Annotated in this window: 17 protein-coding genes, 2 tRNA genes, 1 pseudogene and 1 other annotated feature; of the genes and pseudogenes, 19 read left to right on the top strand and 1 reads right to left on the bottom strand. The window is 47.5% G+C overall.

Annotation, left to right across the window (positions count from 1 at the left end; genetic code table 11):
- The first annotated feature begins 8 nt into the window (after window positions 1-8).
- The 7 genes and pseudogenes from FYJ34_RS02555 (at window position 9) to FYJ34_RS14115 (ending at window position 7,369) form a co-directional block, all read left to right on the top strand.
- Window positions 9-371: a hypothetical protein gene (locus tag FYJ34_RS02555; RefSeq protein WP_154475999.1), complete on the top strand. Its 363-nt coding sequence runs from the start codon at window positions 9-11 to the stop codon at window positions 369-371.
- Between the two features lie 173 nt (window positions 372-544).
- Complete coding sequence (gene ppdK / locus FYJ34_RS02550) at window positions 545-3,172, top strand: pyruvate, phosphate dikinase (protein WP_154475997.1); 2,628 nt, start codon at window positions 545-547, stop codon at window positions 3,170-3,172.
- Window positions 3,173-3,286: 114 nt separating this feature from the next.
- Window positions 3,287-3,571 (top strand): hypothetical protein, encoded by a 285-nt coding sequence (locus FYJ34_RS02545; protein ID WP_154475995.1) that lies wholly within the window; start codon window positions 3,287-3,289, stop codon window positions 3,569-3,571.
- 68 nt (window positions 3,572-3,639) lie between these two features.
- Window positions 3,640-4,893: an ATP-binding protein gene (locus FYJ34_RS02540; RefSeq protein ID WP_154475993.1), complete on the top strand. Its 1,254-nt coding sequence runs from the start codon at window positions 3,640-3,642 to the stop codon at window positions 4,891-4,893.
- A 206-nt stretch (window positions 4,894-5,099) separates the two neighbouring features.
- Window positions 5,100-5,708, top strand: coding sequence for a type IV toxin-antitoxin system AbiEi family antitoxin domain-containing protein (locus FYJ34_RS02535; RefSeq protein WP_154475991.1), 609 nt, complete (start codon window positions 5,100-5,102; stop codon window positions 5,706-5,708).
- Window positions 5,708-5,944: pseudogene (locus tag FYJ34_RS02530) on the top strand (nucleotidyl transferase AbiEii/AbiGii toxin family protein); the annotation flags it as partial. The gene FYJ34_RS02535 and the pseudogene FYJ34_RS02530, both read left to right, overlap by 1 nt.
- Window positions 5,945-6,058: 114 nt before the next feature.
- Complete coding sequence (locus FYJ34_RS14115; protein ID WP_154475989.1) at window positions 6,059-7,369, top strand: sedoheptulokinase; 1,311 nt, start codon at window positions 6,059-6,061, stop codon at window positions 7,367-7,369.
- Window positions 7,370-7,447: 78 nt separating this feature from the next.
- Here FYJ34_RS14115 and FYJ34_RS02520 read toward each other — a convergent pair whose 3' ends face one another.
- On the bottom strand, window positions 7,448-8,320 hold the full coding sequence (locus tag FYJ34_RS02520; RefSeq protein ID WP_154475987.1) for a LysR family transcriptional regulator: 873 nt from the start codon (window positions 8,318-8,320) through the stop codon (window positions 7,448-7,450).
- 154 nt (window positions 8,321-8,474) lie between these two features.
- Here FYJ34_RS02520 and FYJ34_RS02515 point away from each other — a divergent pair, with 154 nt between their 5' ends.
- The 12 genes from FYJ34_RS02515 to epsC all read left to right on the top strand — a co-directional run bounded on the left by FYJ34_RS02515 (window position 8,475) and on the right by epsC (window position 20,258).
- Window positions 8,475-9,224 (top strand): TIGR01906 family membrane protein, encoded by a 750-nt coding sequence (locus tag FYJ34_RS02515; RefSeq protein WP_154475985.1) that lies wholly within the window; start codon window positions 8,475-8,477, stop codon window positions 9,222-9,224.
- A 99-nt stretch (window positions 9,225-9,323) separates the two neighbouring features.
- Entirely contained in the window at window positions 9,324-13,082 is a 3,759-nt protein-coding gene (locus tag FYJ34_RS02510) for a phosphoribosylformylglycinamidine synthase (protein WP_154475983.1), read from the top strand.
- A gap of 237 nt (window positions 13,083-13,319) precedes the next feature.
- Window positions 13,320-14,654: an NADP-specific glutamate dehydrogenase gene (gene gdhA, locus FYJ34_RS02505; RefSeq protein WP_154475981.1), complete on the top strand. Its 1,335-nt coding sequence runs from the start codon at window positions 13,320-13,322 to the stop codon at window positions 14,652-14,654.
- Window positions 14,655-14,962: 308 nt separating this feature from the next.
- Window positions 14,963-15,035 (top strand) — tRNA-Val (locus FYJ34_RS02500).
- Between the two features lie 14 nt (window positions 15,036-15,049).
- Window positions 15,050-15,123, top strand: a tRNA-Met gene (locus FYJ34_RS02495).
- A gap of 178 nt (window positions 15,124-15,301) precedes the next feature.
- Entirely contained in the window at window positions 15,302-15,508 is a 207-nt protein-coding gene (locus FYJ34_RS02490; RefSeq protein ID WP_154475979.1) for a hypothetical protein, read from the top strand.
- A 108-nt stretch (window positions 15,509-15,616) separates the two neighbouring features.
- The gene (gene ispF, locus FYJ34_RS02485; RefSeq protein ID WP_154475977.1) at window positions 15,617-16,162 is read left to right on the top strand and encodes a 2-C-methyl-D-erythritol 2,4-cyclodiphosphate synthase; all 546 of its coding nucleotides are present in this window, start codon (window positions 15,617-15,619) and stop codon (window positions 16,160-16,162) included.
- Window positions 16,128-17,192: a GNAT family N-acetyltransferase gene (locus FYJ34_RS02480; RefSeq protein WP_173017046.1), complete on the top strand. Its 1,065-nt coding sequence runs from the start codon at window positions 16,128-16,130 to the stop codon at window positions 17,190-17,192. Before ispF ends, FYJ34_RS02480 begins: the two co-directional genes overlap by 35 nt.
- Before the next feature lie 50 nt (window positions 17,193-17,242).
- The gene (locus FYJ34_RS02475) at window positions 17,243-17,398 is read left to right on the top strand and encodes a hypothetical protein (protein WP_154475973.1); all 156 of its coding nucleotides are present in this window, start codon (window positions 17,243-17,245) and stop codon (window positions 17,396-17,398) included.
- 161 nt (window positions 17,399-17,559) lie between these two features.
- Window positions 17,560-18,258: a CPBP family glutamic-type intramembrane protease gene (locus tag FYJ34_RS02470; RefSeq protein ID WP_154475971.1), complete on the top strand. Its 699-nt coding sequence runs from the start codon at window positions 17,560-17,562 to the stop codon at window positions 18,256-18,258.
- 33 nt (window positions 18,259-18,291) lie between these two features.
- Window positions 18,292-19,248 (top strand): CPBP family intramembrane glutamic endopeptidase, encoded by a 957-nt coding sequence (locus FYJ34_RS02465; RefSeq protein WP_206671417.1) that lies wholly within the window; start codon window positions 18,292-18,294, stop codon window positions 19,246-19,248.
- Window positions 19,223-19,449: a binding site (T-box leader), on the top strand. It overlaps the preceding gene by 26 nt.
- A gap of 110 nt (window positions 19,450-19,559) precedes the next feature.
- Window positions 19,560-20,258, top strand: a complete 699-nt coding sequence (gene epsC, locus FYJ34_RS02460; RefSeq protein WP_154475969.1) for a serine O-acetyltransferase EpsC — start codon at window positions 19,560-19,562, stop codon at window positions 20,256-20,258.
- Window positions 20,259-20,344: the final 86 nt, after the last annotated feature.

Here is a 20,344-nt window from a genome sequence, read left to right as displayed (position 1 = left end):
GAGGAGATATGGAGAAAAAATTAAAAAGAATGCTACTGCTTTTTTCTGTTTTGGCGATATTGGTATGGTTGGGAGTGAAGCTGTCAAAGCCAATCGCCTTTACCGAAAAAAGCGGGTTTGTGGACATCCAAAAAGTAAAGATATTTGATGGACACTATGATCTAAGCAACACCAAGCATCGGCATGGTGGAGAGGCGAAATACCTTTACCTTTTATACTTGGGAAACCAGGAAGTAAAAATCAGTCGTAATGGACAAAAGATCCTCTTGGAAAAGAAGCTGGGCCATCTTTACAAATGGAGAGCGAAAGAGAGGGATTATGAGCTGGAGATCGGGGAAGACAAATATTATATCCTCTATGTCTGCAATTAGAAAAATAAAAGGAAATTCCGGCTTGCCATTGCCGGAAAAAGTCCCTCGGATATCCTTTTGGGAGGCGGTCCGGGGGACTTTTATGTATTCTGCCGAAAAGCTTGACGAAAATAGGCAAAAACAGTAAAATGTTATGTGCAACTTAGAAAATTTTGTTTAGGAGGTCATGAAACATGGCAAAATGGGTGTATATGTTTACAGAAGGTGACGCAACAATGAGGAACCTTCTTGGCGGAAAGGGTGCGAACCTTGCGGAAATGACAAAGCTTGGTCTTCCGGTGCCTCAGGGATTTACTGTGACAACAGAAGCTTGTACACAGTACTATGAGGACGGTCGCATGATCAATCAGGAGATCATGGATCAGATCATGGAAGCGATCGTGAAGATGGAAGCTATCACAGAGAAGAAGTTCGGGGATAAAGAAAATCCGCTTCTTGTATCTGTTCGTTCCGGAGCAAGAGCTTCCATGCCTGGTATGATGGATACGATTTTGAACCTGGGACTCAACGAGGAAGTGGTAAAGGTACTGGCTGAGAAGTCCGGTAATCCGCGTTGGGCATGGGATTGCTACAGAAGATTTATTCAGATGTACTCCGACGTTGTTATGGAAGTCGGCAAAAAATACTTTGAAGAACTCATCGATGAGATGAAGGAGAAAAAAGGCGTAAAAGAAGACGTGGATCTGACCGCAGAAGATCTGCAGGTACTGGCAGAGCAGTTCAAGGCAGAATACAAGTCCAAGATCGGTTCTGATTTCCCGACAGATCCCAAGGAGCAGCTGATGGGAGCGATCCAGGCAGTATTCCGTTCCTGGGACAATCCGAGAGCAAACATCTACCGTCGTGACAATGATATCCCGTACTCCTGGGGAACGGCGGTAAACGTTCAGATGATGGCATTTGGTAACATGGGAGATACTTCCGGTACCGGTGTTGCATTCACACGTGATCCTGCTACCGGAGAGAAGGCGCTGATGGGCGAGTTCCTGATGAACGCACAGGGAGAAGACGTGGTTGCCGGTGTTCGTACTCCACAGAAGATCGCAGGTCTCAAGGAGATCATGCCGGAAGTATACGAGCAGTTTATCGGTATCTGCAACAAGCTGGAAGATCACTACAGAGATATGCAGGATATGGAGTTTACCATCGAAGATAAAAAGCTTTACATGCTGCAGACACGTAATGGTAAGAGAACGGCTCAGGCTGCTTTGAAGATTGCTTGTGACCTGGTAGACGAAGGTATGATCACAGAGGAAAAAGCAGTAGCCATGATCGAGCCGAGAAACCTGGATACACTGCTGCATCCGCAGTTTGACGCGGCAGAGCTGAAAAAAGCAACTCCGATCGGAAAGGCGCTGGGAGCATCTCCGGGAGCTGCTTGCGGTAAGGTGGTATTTACAGCAGACGACGCCAAAGAGTGGGATCTGAAGGGCGAGAAGGTGATCCTGGTTCGTCTGGAGACCTCTCCGGAAGACATCGAAGGAATGAAGGCGGCTCAGGGTATTCTGACAGTCCGCGGTGGTATGACTTCTCATGCAGCCGTAGTGGCACGTGGAATGGGAACCTGCTGTGTGTCCGGATGCGGAGATATCGTGATGGACGAGGCAAACAAGAAGTTCACACTGGGCGGCAAAGAATACAAAGAGGGAGACTTTATCTCTCTGGATGGTTCTACCGGAAATATCTATGAGGGCATCATTGCTACAGTAGACGCACAGATCGCAGGCGAGTTCGGACGTATCATGACATGGGCAGACAAGTACAGAACCATGAAAGTTCGTACAAATGCAGATACTCCGGAGGACGCAAGAAAGGCAAGAGAGTTGGGAGCAGAAGGAATCGGACTTTGCCGTACAGAGCATATGTTCTTTGAGGGCAACAGAATCGACGCATTCCGTGAGATGATCTGTTCTGAGACACTGGAAGAAAGAGAAGCAGCGCTGGAGAAGATCCTTCCGGAGCAGCAGGGAGACTTTGAAGCACTTTACGAGGCACTGGAAGGCAATCCGGTAACCATCCGTTTCCTGGATCCTCCGCTTCATGAGTTCGTACCGACTTCTGAGGAAGATATCAAGAAGCTGGCTGATGCACAGGGCAAGACTGTTGCACAGATCAAGGCGATCATTGACTCTCTCCATGAGTTCAACCCGATGATGGGACATCGTGGATGCCGTCTGGCAGTTACCTATCCGGAAATCGCAAAAATGCAGACAAAAGCAGTGATCCGTGCAGCGATCAATGTGAAAAAGGCTCATCCGGAATGGAATATCTGCCCGGAGATCATGATCCCGTTGGTAGGAGAAGTGAAAGAGCTGAAATATGTGAAGAAATTTGTGGTAGAGACAGCAGACGCTGAGATCGCAGCGGCAGGCGTAGAGCTGAAGTACGAAGTGGGAACCATGATCGAGATCCCAAGAGCTGCCCTGACAGCAGATGAGATCGCAAAAGAAGCAGACTTCTTCTGCTTCGGTACAAACGACCTGACACAGATGACGTTTGGATTCTCACGTGACGACGCAGGAAAGTTCCTGGATGCATACTATGATGCAAAGATCTTTGAAAATGATCCGTTTGCAAAATTAGATCAGACAGGCGTTGGAAAGCTGATGGAAATGTCCATTCAGCTGGGCAAGCCGGCAAACAGCAAGCTTCATGTAGGTATCTGCGGAGAGCACGGAGGAGATCCGACTTCCGTAGAGTTCTGCAACACGCTGGGACTGGATTATGTATCCTGCTCACCGTTCCGTGTTCCGATCGCAAGACTGGCAGCCGCACAGGCAGCTATCAAGGCAGGCAAATAGTCTTTGCCTGAAACAGAGTGAAATAAGGCATAGCCGTAGAGGCATCCGGAAAGTCAGAAACTGGCTGAAGGGTGCCTCTTTTTTCTTGCGCTCATTTTTCGGTTTGCTTCTGTTTTGGAAGGCACCGGAAAGAGTGCGGATTATGAAGAAGGATCTGCTGATTATATATTAAACGGTGATGCACCGGATAATCTTGATCCTATTGTGAATGAAGCAATAGAGATTCTCAATAATCTGAAAACTGATAAGGCAAAGAAGTCTGCACTTGCTATGCTGAAGCAGATTCAGATTCTTGAGGACGAAGGTTCAATGTTTAATAGTATCAAAACAACTGAGGTGAACGAAACTGCGGATTCCGCAAAAATGTCGATTAAAGTATTGATTAGGGCTTTATTGTGATGTATAATTCTATTGAACAAAAGTGCGGATTCCGCAATTTTGTTCAATAATCAATGAGGTGATACATTATGGAGATACGTAGAGACATATATCTGAATAAGCTTATTTCAAAAAGGCATAACGGATTAATTAAGGTTGTGACAGGTATGCGAAGATGTGGAAAATCATATCTTTTGTTTAATCTTTTTAAAGAGTATCTGACAAACGAAGGGGTTTCTGAAAATCATATTATTGAGATTGCATTCGACTCTTTTGAGAATAAAAAGCATCGAGATCCAGAGGTTTTATTTCCACATCTAATGGAAAAAATATCTGATGATGGAATGTATTATGTTCTATTAGATGAAGTTCAGATGCTTGATGATTTTGAATCAGTTCTTAATAGCCTTGGCAGAAAGAAAAATGTAGATGTATATGTAACGGGAAGTAATGCAAAATTTCTGTCAAAGGATATTGTTACGGAATTTCGTGGACGTGGGGATGAAGTTCATATGTATCCGCTAACATTTAGCGAGTTTATGAGCGTATATGAGGGTGATAGACAACAAGGATGGAGAGATTACGTACTGTTTGGTGGAATACCGCTTGTACTGAGCTTTGAAACTGCTGATCAGAAATCCGATTTTTTAAAATCTCTGTTTGAGGAAACCTATATTTCTGATATTACAGGAAGAAATAACATACGTAATAAGACTGAATTAGAAGAGCTTCTAAATATTTTATCTTCGGCTATTGGTTCCTTAACAAACCCAAGCAAACTATCAGCGACATTTAAAAGTGTTAAGAACAAGACCATTAGCAAAGATACAATAATCAAATATATAGATTATCTTAAAGACTCATTTCTTGTCGATAGTGCAATTCGATATGATATCAAAGGTAAAAAGTACATTAATACTCCATCAAAGTACTACTTTACCGATCTTGGACTTAGAAATGCGAGACTTAATTTTAGGCAGATGGAGGAGACTCACGCTATGGAAAACATTATATTCAACGAATTGAAAGTTCGTGGATATAATGTGGACGTAGGCGTTGTTGTTATGAATGAAGTAGATAAGAATGGTAAGAAAATCAGAAAACAGCTGGAAGTGGATTTTGTTTGCAATAAGGGATCAAAGAGATTTTATATTCAATCCGCCTATGCGCTACCTGATCAAGAAAAGATGGAACAGGAGCAACGCTCATTGGTAAGGACAGGAGATGGATTTAAAAAAATTATTATTACAAAGGATGCTGTGGCACCACTTTATAATGAAGACGGCATATTGGTAATGAGTATTTATGATTTTCTTCTTAATCCGGAAAGTATGGAGATTTAAATAAATATTGAGACTTAAAAAACACATTTTTACAATTTCTATTTCTAATAATGCCATATAAAAAGATGTTTCTTTATAGCAAACTGCCCACTTATTTGCTTCTGAGTGGGCAGTTTACTATTGACTTTCTATATGAAAATCGCACATAATATAGTAAAGTACCCAATCAATGAATGAATTTGAGGCAATGAAACAGAGGTGGAGAAATGCTTCGTGAAAACGATATTAAAAGTGTGAGAAAGCTGTTCAATCGGCATCACTATGTTATGACTACTGCCGAACTTCTTGAAGCCAAGCTATACTATGCAGACATTAAACAACTTTTAGAGGAAGGTTTTATTGAAAGAATACGACGAGGGTATTATCACTGGATTGAAAACTGCGAAGTCAAAGAAATCGTTATCATTAATAGCTTGTTTCCCGATGCGGTTCTTTGTATGGAAACTGCACTATTCTATTATGCATACAGCGATAGGAACCCCACTGAGTGGAATTTTGCCATAGACAGGAATGTTTCAAAATTACGAACCAACATAGAGTACCCATTCATTAAAGCATATCGCCTTGAGTCCGATTTGGTTACGCTTGGTGAAGCAACAGGGGAGATTGATTTCACAAAAGTGCGAATTTATGACCGTGACCGAACAATTTGTGATGTTCTGAAAAATATGAGCAAAATGGATAAAGAAATTTTCAATAAAGCAATACGAGGGTATGTGAATGACCCGAGAAAGAATATACCAAACCTTATGAGGTATGCAAAAAAACTGCGTGTGCAGAAAAAGGCGGAAGAATTGATTGGAGTGTGGTTGTAATGGCAGATATTGTGGCTTCCGTTTTGGCAAAGCTGAGAAATAAAGCAAAAGCTTCCGGTATCAATTACCAGCAATGTTTGCAGCTTTTTGTGCAAGAAGAATTTTTGAGAAAGCTATCAAAAGCTGGATGTGAGGATACGCTCATACACAAAGGGGGATTGTTCATTTATACTTTAACGAATTTTGAAAGCCGAGCAACAATTGATGTCGATTTCCTGCTCCGTGGATACTTAAACTTCCACTCGTCATGGAAGAAATCCAGACATTCCTTGAGTCTGTGTTTGATGCGATAGTGAATGAGAAAGAGTGGAAAAACAGATGGGATACGAAAGTAAAAGGATGGTGATATCGTGAAAATCATAGGAATTGACATAGGAACGACCAGTATCAGCATGGTACTGATAGACTGGGAAAAAAGGGAGTTACTTGCAAGCAGGACGATCCATCATCAGTCCTTTTTGGAGGGAAAAGAACCAGGAGAAAAAATACAGGATCCGGAAAAGATCTGGCGTCTGGTAAAAGAAACGCTGGATGAGCTGATCTGTCAACAGGGGCAGCCGGAGGCGATAGGGCTGACAGGACAAATGCATGGAATCCTCTATGTGGATGGCAGAGGAGAAGCGGTCACTCCCTTGTATACCTGGCAGGATGAGAGGGGACTTAGGCCCCTGGAAGAAGGAAAAAGCAGCGTGGATATCCTGCGGGAGGCAACAGGGTCGGCAGCGGCCGGCTATGGACTGGTCACCCACCTGTATCTGCAAAAGACGGGGCAGATCCCCGGACAGGCGAAAAGGATCGCCGGAATCAGCGACTATGTGGCCATGAAGCTTTGCGGTCTGACAGAACCTGCCATTGGGATGGATATGGCGGCAAGTTGGGGAGGCTTTCAGCTGGAAGCAGGAGAGTTTTGCAGGGAGAAACTGACACAGACAGGCATGGATCTGAGCTACCTTCCCCGGGTAGAAAAAGAGCAGTTCCTTGTGGGAAAAACCAGGGAAGGGATTCCTGTGATGGGAGCCATCGGGGATAATCAGGCAAGCTTTCTAGGAGCGGTAGAGGATGTTTACGATACTGTTTTGATCAACGTGGGAACAGGCAGTCAGATCTCCTTTGTTTCCAGGAACTATGTGGAGGGAGACGGGACAATAGAGCTTCGTCCCTGCATGAAAGATGGGTATCTCCTGGCAGGATCCTCCTTATGTGGGGGACGGGCTTACGCATTGCTGGAGCAGTTTTATCGGGAAGTGACAGGCAATCGGCAGGAAAGCTGCTATGAAACCATGTACCGGGATGCTGAAACGTTTCTTCAGGAACAGGGGATGGAACAGGCCTGGAAGGTGCGGACGACTTTTTCCGGAACCCGAAAGGATCCCGGACAGACGGGAGAAATCAGCGGGATCACCGTCAAAAACTTCCATCCGGGCGCTATGACGGTAGGAGTGATCCGGGGGATTTTAGAGGAACTTTATCAGCAGTATGAGAGTATGTGTCGGCTGACAGGAAGAAGGGCCGGCCGATTGGCAGGCTCCGGCAATGGTCTCCGGCAAAATCCGTTGATGCAGAAAATGGCGGAAGAACTGTTTCAGCTAAAGCTGGAGATCCCACGGTATCGGGAAGAAGCGGCCTGCGGGGCAGCCTTTTGTGCAGGAAAGCTGCTGTAGGCACAGAAAGGACGGGCAAAAGCCGCTGTCCTTATGCTCTGTGAGTGACAGGAACTACGGAGAAGTGAAGGAATCTGCCTAAAAATAAGAAAGGAAAGCCTCCATCGCCTTGGAAGAAGGCATCTGGCTGTTTTGGGCGATCACCAGGCTGCGCATGGGAAGCACCTCTTTTGTGGGAACGACAAACAGATCCTTCTGGTCTTTCGGAAGACTGTAATCCGGAAGAAAAGCGATCCCCAGTCCGATCCGAGCAAGGTCGATGAGAAGGTCGTTGCTGCTTAGCTCGATCTCCGGAACCAGATCCAGCTGATGCTGCTGAAACAGGGAATGAAGAAATTCACTGGTGGTGCTTTTTTTGTCCAGCATCAAAAGCGGATAGTCCAACAGCTGTTTCAGGGAAAGCGGTTTTTCTTTTAAATGAGAAAAAGAAGACCCGCCGACGAATACATCCCGGAAACTGTGGATCTTCTTGGTGGTCACAACATTTCCCAGGTGGGCGTTGGGTGTATTTACTACGATGAAATCCACCACTCCGCTTTCCAGCAGCTCTACGCAGTGGATGGAGGTGGCGTTGGTAACCTTGATATGTACCCTGGGAAATTCCCGGTGGAACTTTTCCAGATAAGGAACCAGAAAATAGCGGCAGATGGTATCGCTGGCTCCGATGCGGATCTGCCCACGGTTGGCTCCGGTATCCAGAAGCTGGGATTCTCCCCGCTGGATCAGATTCATGGCAGGCTCCACGTGGCGCAGCAGGATCTCCCCTTCCGAGGTCAGGCGTACTTTCTTGGTGCTTCGGATGAACAAAGTCTGATCCAGCTTTTTTTCCAGGGTTTTTATAGACTGGCTGACGGCAGACTGGGAGATGAACAGCTGCTTGGAAGCCTCGGAAAAGCTCAGGGTGGAAGCGACGTGATAAAAGACCTTATATAATTCGTAATTAATATCCATGATAAGTCCTCCTTATAAAACTAATATGCATTATAAGGGAAAAATCGGGGAATTACAACCGGGTTTGTGATAAAATGGTAGCCGAAAAAAGTGTGGAAAAGCATTCGGGAGTCTTAAAAGGACAAAAGGAAGCAGAAGAGAGAAAGGGGAAGCAATGAAACTACTATCAAAAAGCGTTGCAGCAGGAAGCATGGTCCTGGTGATTTTTGCCATGCTTCTTACCAGCTTTCAGATCGCCATGTACGGAGATGGGGGATATGGGTTTTTTAAAAAAGAATACAGGAAATATCAGGTGGCAGATCAATTGGATATGAGGGAAGAAGACCTGGAAAAAGTGACGGTCTACATGATGGACTATCTCATAGGCAAAGAGGAAAAGCTGTCCATTGAGACGACAGTAGACGGAAAGCGGCAGGATTTTTTTAATGACCAGGACCGGCTCCACATGGAAGACGTACAAAGACTGTTTCTGGGAGGGCTGAGGCTTCAGAACATCTGCTTGATCCTTGCGCTTCTGGGATGCCTGTGGATCAGGTTCCAAGAAAGGGAGTGGAAGAGGCGGATAGCAGTGGGGTATCGAAATGCAGCCTGGCTGCTGGGAGGCGCAGCGATAATTCTTGCCGTCTGGTGTGCCGTCGATTTCAGCCAGGTGTTTGTGATCTTTCACAAGCTGTTTTTTCGGAACGATCTGTGGCTGTTTGACCCGGAAACTGATTACATGATCCAAATGCTGCCGGAAGGTTTCTTTTTTGATATGGTAAAACGGATCGGAGGAATCTTTTTCCTGTTTTTTGGAGGCATCTATCTGGCAGCCTGGTTGTACAGACGGAAGGAAGGAAAAAATCTGGCAAAGAGCGCAGGGGGAGCTGCAGAAAAACCACAAAAAGTGAGGAGCAATAAATAAGTATAAGTTATAAAAATATTAAGTTATATTAACTTTAATAATAAAATTCCTTATGCTACAATGAAAACAGATGCAGTGGTTTAGAAGTGGAGGAACAAAATGAGTCAGGTAAAGCGAATCTATGTGGAAAAGAAACCGGAGTTTGCCGTTCGGGCAAAGGAACTGAAACATGAAATCAGAAATTATCTGGGAATCAAACAGGTTACCTCTGTTCGGGTACTGATCCGATACGATGTGGAACATGTCACAGAAGAGATGTTTGAAAAGGCCTGCTGCGGGGTGTTTGCGGAACCTCCGGTGGATACGGTCTATCGGGAGAAGTTTCCGATGGAAGAGAAAGAAAAGGCGTTTTCCGTAGAGTTTTTGCCGGGGCAGTTTGATCAGAGGGCAGATTCGGCAGTACAGTGTATACAGTTTATCAAGGAAGAGGAGAAGCCGGTGATCCAGACGGCAGTGACCTACGTCATCGGCGGAGACGTGTCCGAGGCGGATATGGACGCCATCCGTGGACATTGTATCAATCCGGTAGATTCCAGGCAGACGGAGGAGACCAAACCGGAAACGCTGGTTACAGTGTTTGAGGAGCCGGAAGACGTGAGCATCCTGGAGGGATTCTGCAAACGAGATCCGGAAGAGTTAAAGGAGTTGTATCAGTCCTTGGGACTGGCCATGACTTTGAAGGATTTTGCACATATTCAGACCTATTTTGCTGCCGAAGAAAAGAGAGATCCGTCTATGACGGAAATCCGTGTGCTGGATACTTACTGGTCCGACCATTGCCGTCACACCACCTTTTCCACGGAACTGACGGAGGTTTGTTTTGAAAAAGGGGACTACCGGGAAGTGATGGAGGGTACCTACCGGAAGTATCTGACGGACAGGGAAGAACTTTTTGGGGGACGAAAGGATAAATTTGTCTGCCTGATGGACCTGGCGCTGATGGCTATGCGGAAGCTGAAAAAAGAAGGGAAGCTTTCCGACCAGGAAGAATCAGAAGAGATCAACGCGTGCAGCATTGTAGTGCCGGTGGAGGTAGACGGGGAGAAAGAGGAGTGGCTGGTGAATTTCAAGAATGAGACCCACAACCATCCTACGGAGATCGAGCCGTTTGGCGGGGCCGCCACCTGTCTGGGAGGAGCCATCCGGGATCCCCTGTCCGGACGTACTTACGTGTATCAGGCAATGCGTGTGACGGGGGCGGCAGACCCCACCGTTTCTGTAAAAGAGACAAGAAAAGGCAAGCTGCCTCAAAAAAAGCTGGTGAGGGAGGCGGCTGCCGGATACAGCTCCTATGGCAATCAGATCGGTCTGGCCACCGGACTGGTAAAAGAGATCTACCATCCGGACTATGTGGCAAAGAGAATGGAGATCGGAGCAGTGCTGGGAGCAGCCCCAAGAAGGGCCGTGATCCGGGAAACATCGGACCCGGGGGATGTGATCATCCTGCTGGGCGGACGTACAGGAAGAGACGGGTGCGGCGGAGCAACCGGATCCTCCAAGGTTCATACGGAAGAGTCTACCCGGGTTTGCGGCGCAGAGGTGCAAAAGGGCAATCCACCTACGGAACGCAAGATCCAGCGCCTGTTCCGCCGGGAGGAAGTCAGCAGGCTGATCAAGAAGTGTAATGACTTCGGAGCAGGCGGAGTATCGGTGGCGATCGGAGAGCTGGCAGACGGCCTGCGGATCGATCTGGATCAGGTGCCGAAGAAATATGCGGGACTGGATGGAACAGAGATCGCCATTTCAGAATCCCAGGAGCGTATGGCGGTAGTAGTAGATCCGGCACAGGCAGAAGCGTTTATGCAGTATGCGGCACAAGAGAATCTGGAGGCTACCAAAGTGGCGGTGGTTACGGAGGAGCCGAGGCTGGTACTTCTCTGGAGAGGAAAGGAGATCGTCAACCTGTCCAGAAGATTTCTGGATACCAATGGAGCCCATCAGGAAACGAAGGTGATCGTGGAGGCGCCCAAAAGGCAGGACAGCCTTTTCCGGGAAAGACCGGAAGGAGCAGTGAAGGACAGGTGGCTGAAAACACTGGCAGATTTAAATGTCTGCTCCCAGAAGGGACTGGTGGAACGGTTCGACGGTTCTATCGGCGCAGGAACGGTACTGATGCCCCACGGAGGGAGATTTCAGAAGACGGAAGTGCAGGCGATGGCGGCAAAGCTTCCCGTGCAGAAGGGCGACTGCGATACGGTTACTTTGATGAGTTATGGATTTGATCCCTATCTGTCCAGCTGGAGCCCATACCATGGAGCTGTCTATGCCGTGACGGAGTCGGTAGCCAAGATCGTGGCGGCAGGAGGAGATCCGGAAAACATCCGGTTCACCTTCCAGGAATATTTCCGCAGGATGACGGAAGATCCCAGAAGGTGGAGTCAGCCGGTGGCGGCTCTTTTGGGAGCCTATGCGGCGCAGCTGGGATTCGGACTTCCCTCCATCGGAGGCAAAGACAGTATGTCGGGCACCTTTGAAGAGATCGACGTTCCCCCCACACTGGTTTCCTTTGCGGTAGATGTGGCGAGGGAAGGGGAGATCATTACGCCGGAATTGAAGGAGGCAGGAAATGAGCTGCTTTGGATCCGGATCGCAAGAGATGAGAACGACCTGCCCGTTTATGAAAAGGTAAAAGAGGCATATCGTAGGGTGACGGAAGACATTCGGGCAAACAGAGTCATATCTGCCTATGCCGTGGATCGTCACGGAATCGTGGCAGCCATCAGTAAAATGGCTTTTGGAAATGCGAAGGGCGTGCGCTTAGACGCCGAGCTGGAAACGGGAGAACTGTTTGCACCCGCCTTTGGAGATCTGATCCTGGAAGTTTCACAGGGAGCCGGGGAAAAGCTGTGCTCCAGAGGAAGAAGGATCGGACAGGTTACGGAGGCGCCGGAGTTTCTCTATAGAAAAGAGAGGATTTCCCTGGAAGAGGCAGAGGCTTTTTGGACGGGGACCCTGGAGCGGGTATTTCCTACTGCGTCAGAGGAAGCACCGAAGCAGGAAGTGCCGGAGCTGGTTCTCTATCACACAAAAGACGTCTATGTATGCAGACACAGGGTGGCAGTGCCGGAAGTATTTATTCCGGTATTTCCGGGAACCAACTGTGAATACGACAGTGCGGCAGCCTTTGAGCGTGCCGGGGCAAAGACCAACGTCAAGGTCTTTAAGAATCTGAGCGCCCAGGACATCAAGGATTCCGTTGCCGTATTTGAAAAAAGCATCAGAGAGGCTCAGATCGTCATGTTTCCGGGAGGCTTCAGCGCGGGAGACGAGCCGGACGGATCCGCCAAATTTTTTGCAACGGCATTTCAGCATGCAAAACTGAAAGAGGCGCTGGAAGATCTTCTGGCGAAGAGAGACGGACTGATCCTTGGAATCTGTAACGGTTTTCAGGCACTGATCAAACTGGGACTGGTTCCCGATGGAAAAGTGGCGGGACAGACGGAGGAATCGCCTACGCTGACCTACAATTCCATAGGGCGACACGTTTCCAAGATGGTCTATACGAAGGTGATGAGTAACAAATCTCCCTGGCTGGCGGGGGCAGAGCTGGGAGGGGTCTATACCAATCCGGCTTCCCACGGAGAGGGGCGTTTTGTAGCGTCCGAAGCGTGTCTGAAGGAACTGATAGAGTGCGGACAGGTTGCTACGGCTTACTGCAATACAGAAGGCGTTCTGTCTATGGAGGAAGAGTGGAATGTAAACGGATCTTACTGCGGGATCGAAGGGATCACCAGTCCGGATGGAAGAGTGCTGGGCAAGATGGCGCATTCGGAAAGAAGAGGCCGGTCCGTGGCAAAAAATATTTACGGAGAACAGGATCTTAAGATATTTGAGTCGGGAGTTTTGTACTTTAAGTAGGTAGAGCGAAAAAGAAAACGAAACATAAAAATAAAAATGCTTCAATAATGACATAAAAACTGTAAAAAACAACCAAAAAAACAGGCAAAATGAAAGAATGACAGGTGCGTGTTGCAGAAAAATGTGTTTTTTGAAGGAAATTCGTTGTGTTTTTCACAGGAATCCTTTACAATAAGGCACAGAAAAACAGCATGCACCTTGTTTTTTGCAAAATACATACTTTAGGAGGATACAGTTATGTCTTATGTGGATGAAGTCTTGGAAAGAGTGGTAGAGAAAAATCCTGCGGAGCCGGAATTTCATCAGGCGGTAAAAGAGGTATTGGAATCTCTTCGCGTGGTGGTAGAAGAACGGGAAGAGGAATTCCGAAGAGAAGGCCTGCTGGAGAGACTGGTAGAGCCGGAGAGACAGTTCAAATTCAGGGTACCCTGGGTGGATGACAAGGGAAACGTACAGGTAAATACAGGATACCGGGTACAGTTTAACAGTGCCATCGGACCCTACAAGGGAGGGCTGCGTCTGCATCCTTCCGTGAATCTGGGGATCATCAAGTTCCTGGGATTTGAGCAGATCTTTAAAAATTCTCTGACAGGACTTCCCATCGGCGGAGGAAAGGGCGGATCGGATTTTGATCCAAAGGGAAAATCAGACAGAGAAGTGATGGCGTTTTGCCAGAGCTTTATGACAGAACTGTGTAAATACATCGGAGCGGATACAGACGTTCCGGCAGGAGATATTGGAACAGGTGCAAGAGAGATTGGATATATGTTCGGGCAGTACAAAAGGATCCGCGGAGTATACGAGGGAGTACTGACAGGAAAGGGATTGAGCTACGGAGGTTCCCTGGCAAGAAAGGAAGCGACCGGCTACGGACTGCTGTATCTGACGGAAGAAATGCTGAAGTTAAACGGACAGGAAATGGCGGGAAAGACGGTATCCATCTCAGGATCGGGAAATGTGGCTATCTATGCGGCAGAGAAAGCGACGCAGATGGGAGCAAAGGTTGTGACGGTCAGTGATTCCACCGGCTGGGTATATGACGCAGAAGGGATTGACGTGGAGGCGCTGAAGGAGATCAAAGAGGTGAAGCGGGCAAGACTGACAGAGTACCAGAATTACCGTCCCAATGCAGAATATCATCCGGGAAAGGGCGTATGGTCCGTGAAGGTGGATATTGCATTGCCTTGCGCAACTCAGAACGAATTGGATCTGGAGGATGCAAAGCAGCTGGTAGCAAACGGATGCCTGGCGGTAGCGGAAGGAGCCAACATGCCTACCACACTGGAGGCTACCGAGTATCTGCAGGCCAATCAGGTACTGTTTGCCCCGGGAAAGGCTGCCAATGCCGGCGGAGTCGCAACATCTGCTTTGGAAATGTCGCAAAACAGTGAGAGACTGAGCTGGACCTTTGAGGAAGTAGACAGTAAGCTGAAGAAGATCATGGTAGATATCTGTCACAACATGGCAGATGCCGCCAAGCGTTACGGAGCAGAAGGAAACTACGTGGTAGGAGCAAATATCGCAGGATTCGAGAAGGTAACGGACGCGATGCTGGCGCAGGGAATCTGCTAGTGGAAAGCTTTTGATAGAAGAATGACAGAAGAAAGTCCTGTAAATCCGGTGTTTGCGGGGCTTTTTCTTTGTAGAGCAAAAAACGCCTTTTCCTATGCGGGCTGTAGGTGAAAGAAACCCACTTTTTCAAGTTGAAAAATCCAGACCTTTAAAAAATCTAAGGAAATCTCAAATCTCAAGAAGACAGAAAGAAAGTGCGCATTAACACTTGACAGTTTAAAAATCTCAGGAATGAAAAAAAGGGATTGACAAAAAGAAAGTCTCCATAGTATAATTACGGAGTCGGTTCGGAGACGAACTGTGTATATGGGATCATAGCTCAGCTGGGAGAGCATCTGCCTTACAAGCAGAGGGTCATAGGTTCGAGCCCTATTGGTCCCATATCTTTTCAATATGGCGGGATAGCTCAGTTGGCTAGAGCATACGGTTCATACCCGTAGTGTCGCTGGTTCAAATCCAGTTCCCGCTACTTTCGGAGAAACGGTATCGTTTCTCTTATTTTTTTGCGTGTCTGAATCCTTTTTTCCGGCAACAGGAGAAGCGATTGCAAAAACAGGAAGAAACAGATAGAATGGAGAAAGAAGAAAGAAGAAAGAAGAAAGAAGAAAGAAGAAAGTAGAAAGAAGAAAGTAGAAAGAGGAGATATTATGCCAAATAAGGGAAGAGAATTACTTAGGATACTGGCAGGAGGATATTTGATTTTTACAGGGGTTCAGTTGGCCAGAAAGGTATTGGCCAGCCATCCGGCACACAGCACGTTCTTTTTGATCGCCAGCGGGGTCTGCGTGGCGGTGGGGATCTGGGCCATAGGGATCTCTGTGAAAGACCTGATTTCCAGAAAAGATGAGGACTGATGACGAAACCTGCGGGAAAATCTGCCGGAAAAGAAGGAGATGGAAGGCGCAGAAAGTCTATGGGAAATCATTACAACAGAGCCTTGGAGATAGAAAAGGAGGAAGAAGATGCGGATAGGAATGGGCTATGACGTTCATCGTCTGGTGGAAGGCAGACCTCTGATACTGGGGGGAGTGACGATCCCCTGGGAAAAAGGTCTTTTGGGACACTCGGACGCAGACGTACTGGTACATGCAGTGATGGACGCCCTGCTGGGAGCGGCGGCGCTGGGAGATATCGGGACACATTTTCCCGATACGGATCCGGCCTATAAGGGAATATCCAGTCTGATGCTGTTAAAGCATGTCAGAGAGCTGCTGGATCAAAATCTGTATATCATTGGCAATATTGACGCAACCATTATTGCGCAGAAGCCAAAGGTAAAACCATATGTACAGGCAATGCGGGAAACCATGGCAGAAGCTTTGGAGATCCAGATCTCCCAGATCAATATTAAGGCGACCACGGAAGAGGGGCTGGGATTTACCGGGGCAGAAGAAGGCATCTCCGCCCAGGCAATAGCAGGCTTGGAGACTGTGGAAAATTATAGCTATGCAGTGGATCCCCGGCAGGCATGCGGTGGCTGTACAGGATGCGGCTGTCCAAAACGGTAAAAAAGGTGTAGCAGGAAACGACAGGAAGAGTGGGAGAAGAAGGATGCGGCTGCGCAGATTAGAAAAAGAAGAGCATGGAACAACCAGGAAACTGTATGAAACAGTCTTTTCAGAGGACAGTAGTTCTTTTGTGGACTATTACTACAAGGAAAAGACAAAGGAGAACCAGATGTATGTGCTGGAAGAAGACGGAGGAATCCGGACGATGCTGCATTTAAATCCTTATCGTATGCAGGTGGGTCCCAGACAGGAGATACTTCACTATATCGTGGCGGTTGCTACGGAAAAGGCGTACCGAAAAAGGGGCTATATGGGCATGGTTTTGAAAAAGGCAATGGAGGAGATGTATCAATCCGGGGAATCCTTTACGTTTTTGATGCCGGCTTCGGAAAAGATCTATGTTCCCTATGGATTTCGTACGGTATATCAGCAATGTAAAAAATATGTGACAGAGGAGGAGGCAAAAGCCGGAGAGCCTGCAGAAGAAAAGGACTGCCGGGAAATGGCAGAAAGGGTGAATGCCTGCCTGGAAGAACGGTATCAGATATATGCCAGACGGGATGAGGGATATTACAGGAGACTTTTGCGGGAATATAAAAGCGACGGAGCTGCGCTGATTCTGTACAGGAAACATGGAATTCTGGAAGACTATGGGATCCTTCTTCCCAAAACAGAGCCTGTGCCATTGAAGAAGCCAAAGATTATGATCCGGATCATACATCTTCTCCGCTTTTTGGAGACCCTGTATCTGAGGCAGGACGTAGACTTTGTTTTGGAAATAGAGGATCCCTGGATCGAGGCAAACTGCGGAAGCGTGTATTTGTCCGGGAAAAAAGGAGGGCTGCTGCAGGTCAAACCAGGTGACAAGGCCGGGAAAGACAGAGTGAAAATCGAGGAGCTGGGAGCCTATCTGTTTGGAGCAATGTCCCTGGAAAGCTGGGCAGGGGAGGCAGGATTTACGCAGGAAACCATAGACGGGCTACAAAGCATTGTGCCGGTTTCCCGGATATTTCTGAATGAAACGGTATAGGGATATAAAAAAGGAAAAAAGCAGATTGTCAGGAGAAACCACACTGGCAGATGGAAACAGAAGTGGTAGATGGCAACAGGAGTTTGGATCGATTAAAAGGCGGCAGGGAGAATTCTCTGCCGTTTCGTTATTTGATCTGCAAGGACTTTGCCAGAAAGGAAGGGGAATCCGCCTGGAAAAAAGAGGGAAAAACAGAAAAAAAGTAGACGGTGGTTAGAAGGAGGACAGCCGGCTTTGATAGAATAGGCTCCATAGAAAAATGGCCGGAAGGGAAAAGGATTCCGGAAATCAAAGGAATACGGCAGAGAAGAGGCAAAAATCAGAAAAGCAGCGGAGCCGATCAGAAGGAGAGGAGTCGAAAAAAGAAATGAAACGGGAACAACTGACAACCTTACGTTGGTTTGACATTTTGATCGTGACGATCATCATGTTTGGAGAGGGAATTTATAATTCCACCATGCAGTATCTTGCACTGGCAGACCAGACGACAACGCTGGAAGAAAATGTAAGCTTTTCTACCATGCAAAATTATCAGGCGTTGGCCATGCAATCTCTCTGGCTGTTTCTTGCCGTGATGTATCTGCTTTTCAGAAATGTGGACTTTTCAATCTTTCGGGAAAAAATCCGGCTGACTCCCTGGCTCCCTCTGCAGGTTATAGGACTTTTTGCCGTGTCTGCACTGGCAATGGACCTGTATTACCTTGCCAGTCTCAGCCTGGCGGTACCGGTCACACCAAGCATGGAACAACTGTTTTCGGTGCCAGATCTGTCGTTACTCCTATATTCTTTGCTAAATGGGTTTTATGAAGAAATCTTCTTTTTGGGAATCTGTTTGGCGGTGAAGCCTCAGTACACAAAATGGGCGTTTTTGTATTCACTGGTGATCCGCTGCAGCTTCCATACGTATCAGGGACTGGGGAACGGGATCGCGCTTGGGATTCTCCTGGGATGCATTTTCTATGTGCTGTACCGGAAGATGAAACCGGCAAATCTGCTGCCGTTTTTCCTGGCGCATGCCATCGCAGACATGGTGGGACTTTCGATCATTTTCTATTTCTGGAGATAAAAAGACGTATGCTGTGAGAGAAGAAGCGGCAGAATGGAGAAAATTATGGAGTTTACAAGGATAAAAGAAAAAAAGTATCATAAACTGGGGTTTTTATATTTGCCGCTGGTAGGAGGAGTCCTGCTGTTTTTGGCGGAAATCGTCACCGTCATCTACAGTATGGCTCTGCTGTATCTGCTGCCGGCATCTGACTGGATCCTAACGCTCGTTGAACTGTCCGGGTTTTTGTTCATTACGATGGCAGCGCTTTTGTGGGCGCGAAAAGTAGAGAAAATTTCCTGGGAAGAGCTGGGATTTGTAAAAAAGTCAGGCCTGAAACACTTTTTGCTGGGATGGGCGGCAGGAGCTGCGGTTCTGACCGGTTGTGTTCTGCTGATGATATTGCTGGGAGGCGTCAGGATCACCGGCATACAGATCTCACCTCGAATGGTGCTGCAGCTTGTGCCTCTTTTGGTAGTTTGGTCCATTCAGGGAAACGCAGAGGAGGTACTGGCAAGAGGATGGCTGCTTTCTTCCGTGGCCAGAAAAAACGGGATATGGTTGGCGATCCTGGTCTCGGCAGTGTTTTTTACGGTCCTTCATTTGGGCAATGACGGAATTTCCTTCTTGCCTCTGTTAGATCTGTTCCTGTTTGGTGTTTTTGCTGCGCTGTACCGGATGAAAACAGGAGACATCTGGGGGATCAGCGGCTTTCACGCGGCATGGAACTGCTTCCAGGGAAACGTTTTTGCCTTTCCGGTCAGCGGGACGGCAGTGGGAGAAGCATTTATCAAAGTGACTCCCGGCGGAAACTCCTGGATATCGGGAGGCAGCTTTGGGGTAGAGGGAAGCCTGATCAGTATTCTGGTGCAAAGTGTTTTGATCGCGTGGCTGATTTATTCTCTGTTTTTCAAACGGAAGAAAGAGAACAATTCAAACACAAGAATTGACAAAAGCAGCGCTTTACCGTATGATGTTGAAAATGGGAAAGGCGTTGAACGGAAAGAGTAGCAGCGTGAAATCTGACAGAGAGGAAGTGCCGCCGGCTGAGAGCATCTCCAAGAGGAAACCTGTGAAGTGCCTCCGCAAGCTGATCTGATGAAAGGGATGGATTTTCGAGTAGTCGGATACGGGTTACACACGTTACGTGTCTTAAGGTGGAGAATGTCAGATTCTCTAAAAGAGTGGAACCGCGGGAACCCCGTCTCTTCAGGCAAGAGGCGGGATTTTTTTGTTTTATGGAACTTTTAAGAAGTCCTGTGCGAAAGAAGTGACAGTGCGGATTCCGAGACTAGAATGTTTGGGACAGAGGAGAGAAGAAAATGGGAGTGCTTTCTTACATCAGAGATGAAATCCAGGTGATCCGGGAGCGGGATCCTGCCATCAAGTCCAATTGGGAAGTGATCTTATATCCTAGCTTTAAAGCGATCCTGCACTACAGAGTGGCACATTGGCTGTATAAAAGAAAGAGATACTTTTGGGCCCGCTGGGTTTCCCAAAGAGGCGTCCGCAAGACGGGGATCGAAATACATCCGGGAGCAACCATAGGAAAGGGGCTGTTTATCGATCATGGAAGCGGAGTGATCATCGGAGAGACGGCAGAACTGGGAGATAATATCACCCTATATCAGGGAGTGACGCTGGGAGGAACGGGAAAAGAAAAGGGAAAACGCCATCCTACCCTCCGGGATAATGTGATGGTTAGTGCAGGCGCGAAGGTACTGGGCTCTTTTACCATCGGAGAAAATTCCAAGATCGGAGCGGGGGCAGTGGTACTGGAGGAAGTTCCGCCGGATTGCACGGTGGTGGGAGTGCCCGGAAGGATCGTCCGGAGGAAAGACAAGAAGATCCCCCGGATGGAGATGGATCAGATCCACCTGCCCGATCCTATTGCAAGTGATATCGACCATCTGAGAAAATCCAATCAGACTTTGTGTATGCGGGTAAGAGAGCTGGAAAGTCAGTTGAAAGAAGAGAAACGGCGTGCCACAGAAAGCACCGGACTTCCCAAGGAAGAATAGGCCGGGGGAAAACCCGGAGAAGAAAAGAGCAGAAAAAGAAACGGCAGAAAGAAATGACAGAAAAGAGCGTCAGGAACAGATGCCGG

Source organism: Suipraeoptans intestinalis, from assembly GCF_009696485.1.
In the GTDB taxonomy this organism is placed as follows: Bacteria; Bacillota; Clostridia; order Lachnospirales; family Lachnospiraceae; genus Suipraeoptans; species Suipraeoptans intestinalis.
This window is presented reverse-complemented; position numbering and strand designations above follow the sequence as displayed.

Coding starts and splice junctions, on each gene's coding strand:
- FYJ34_RS02555 (WP_154475999.1), top strand. CDS start 9: ATGGAGAAAAAATTAAAAAGAATGCTACTGCTTTTTTCTGTTTTGGCG.
- ppdK (WP_154475997.1), top strand. CDS start 545: ATGGCAAAATGGGTGTATATGTTTACAGAAGGTGACGCAACAATGAGG.
- FYJ34_RS02540 (WP_154475993.1), top strand. CDS start 3,640: ATGGAGATACGTAGAGACATATATCTGAATAAGCTTATTTCAAAAAGG.
- FYJ34_RS02535 (WP_154475991.1), top strand. CDS start 5,100: ATGCTTCGTGAAAACGATATTAAAAGTGTGAGAAAGCTGTTCAATCGG.
- FYJ34_RS02520 (WP_154475987.1), bottom strand. CDS start 8,320: ATGGATATTAATTACGAATTATATAAGGTCTTTTATCACGTCGCTTCC.
- FYJ34_RS02515 (WP_154475985.1), top strand. CDS start 8,475: ATGAAACTACTATCAAAAAGCGTTGCAGCAGGAAGCATGGTCCTGGTG.
- FYJ34_RS02510 (WP_154475983.1), top strand. CDS start 9,324: ATGAGTCAGGTAAAGCGAATCTATGTGGAAAAGAAACCGGAGTTTGCC.
- gdhA (WP_154475981.1), top strand. CDS start 13,320: ATGTCTTATGTGGATGAAGTCTTGGAAAGAGTGGTAGAGAAAAATCCT.
- FYJ34_RS02490 (WP_154475979.1), top strand. CDS start 15,302: ATGCCAAATAAGGGAAGAGAATTACTTAGGATACTGGCAGGAGGATAT.
- ispF (WP_154475977.1), top strand. CDS start 15,617: ATGCGGATAGGAATGGGCTATGACGTTCATCGTCTGGTGGAAGGCAGA.
- FYJ34_RS02475 (WP_154475973.1), top strand. CDS start 17,243: ATGGAAACAGAAGTGGTAGATGGCAACAGGAGTTTGGATCGATTAAAA.
- FYJ34_RS02470 (WP_154475971.1), top strand. CDS start 17,560: ATGAAACGGGAACAACTGACAACCTTACGTTGGTTTGACATTTTGATC.
- FYJ34_RS02465 (WP_206671417.1), top strand. CDS start 18,292: ATGGAGAAAATTATGGAGTTTACAAGGATAAAAGAAAAAAAGTATCAT.
- epsC (WP_154475969.1), top strand. CDS start 19,560: ATGGGAGTGCTTTCTTACATCAGAGATGAAATCCAGGTGATCCGGGAG.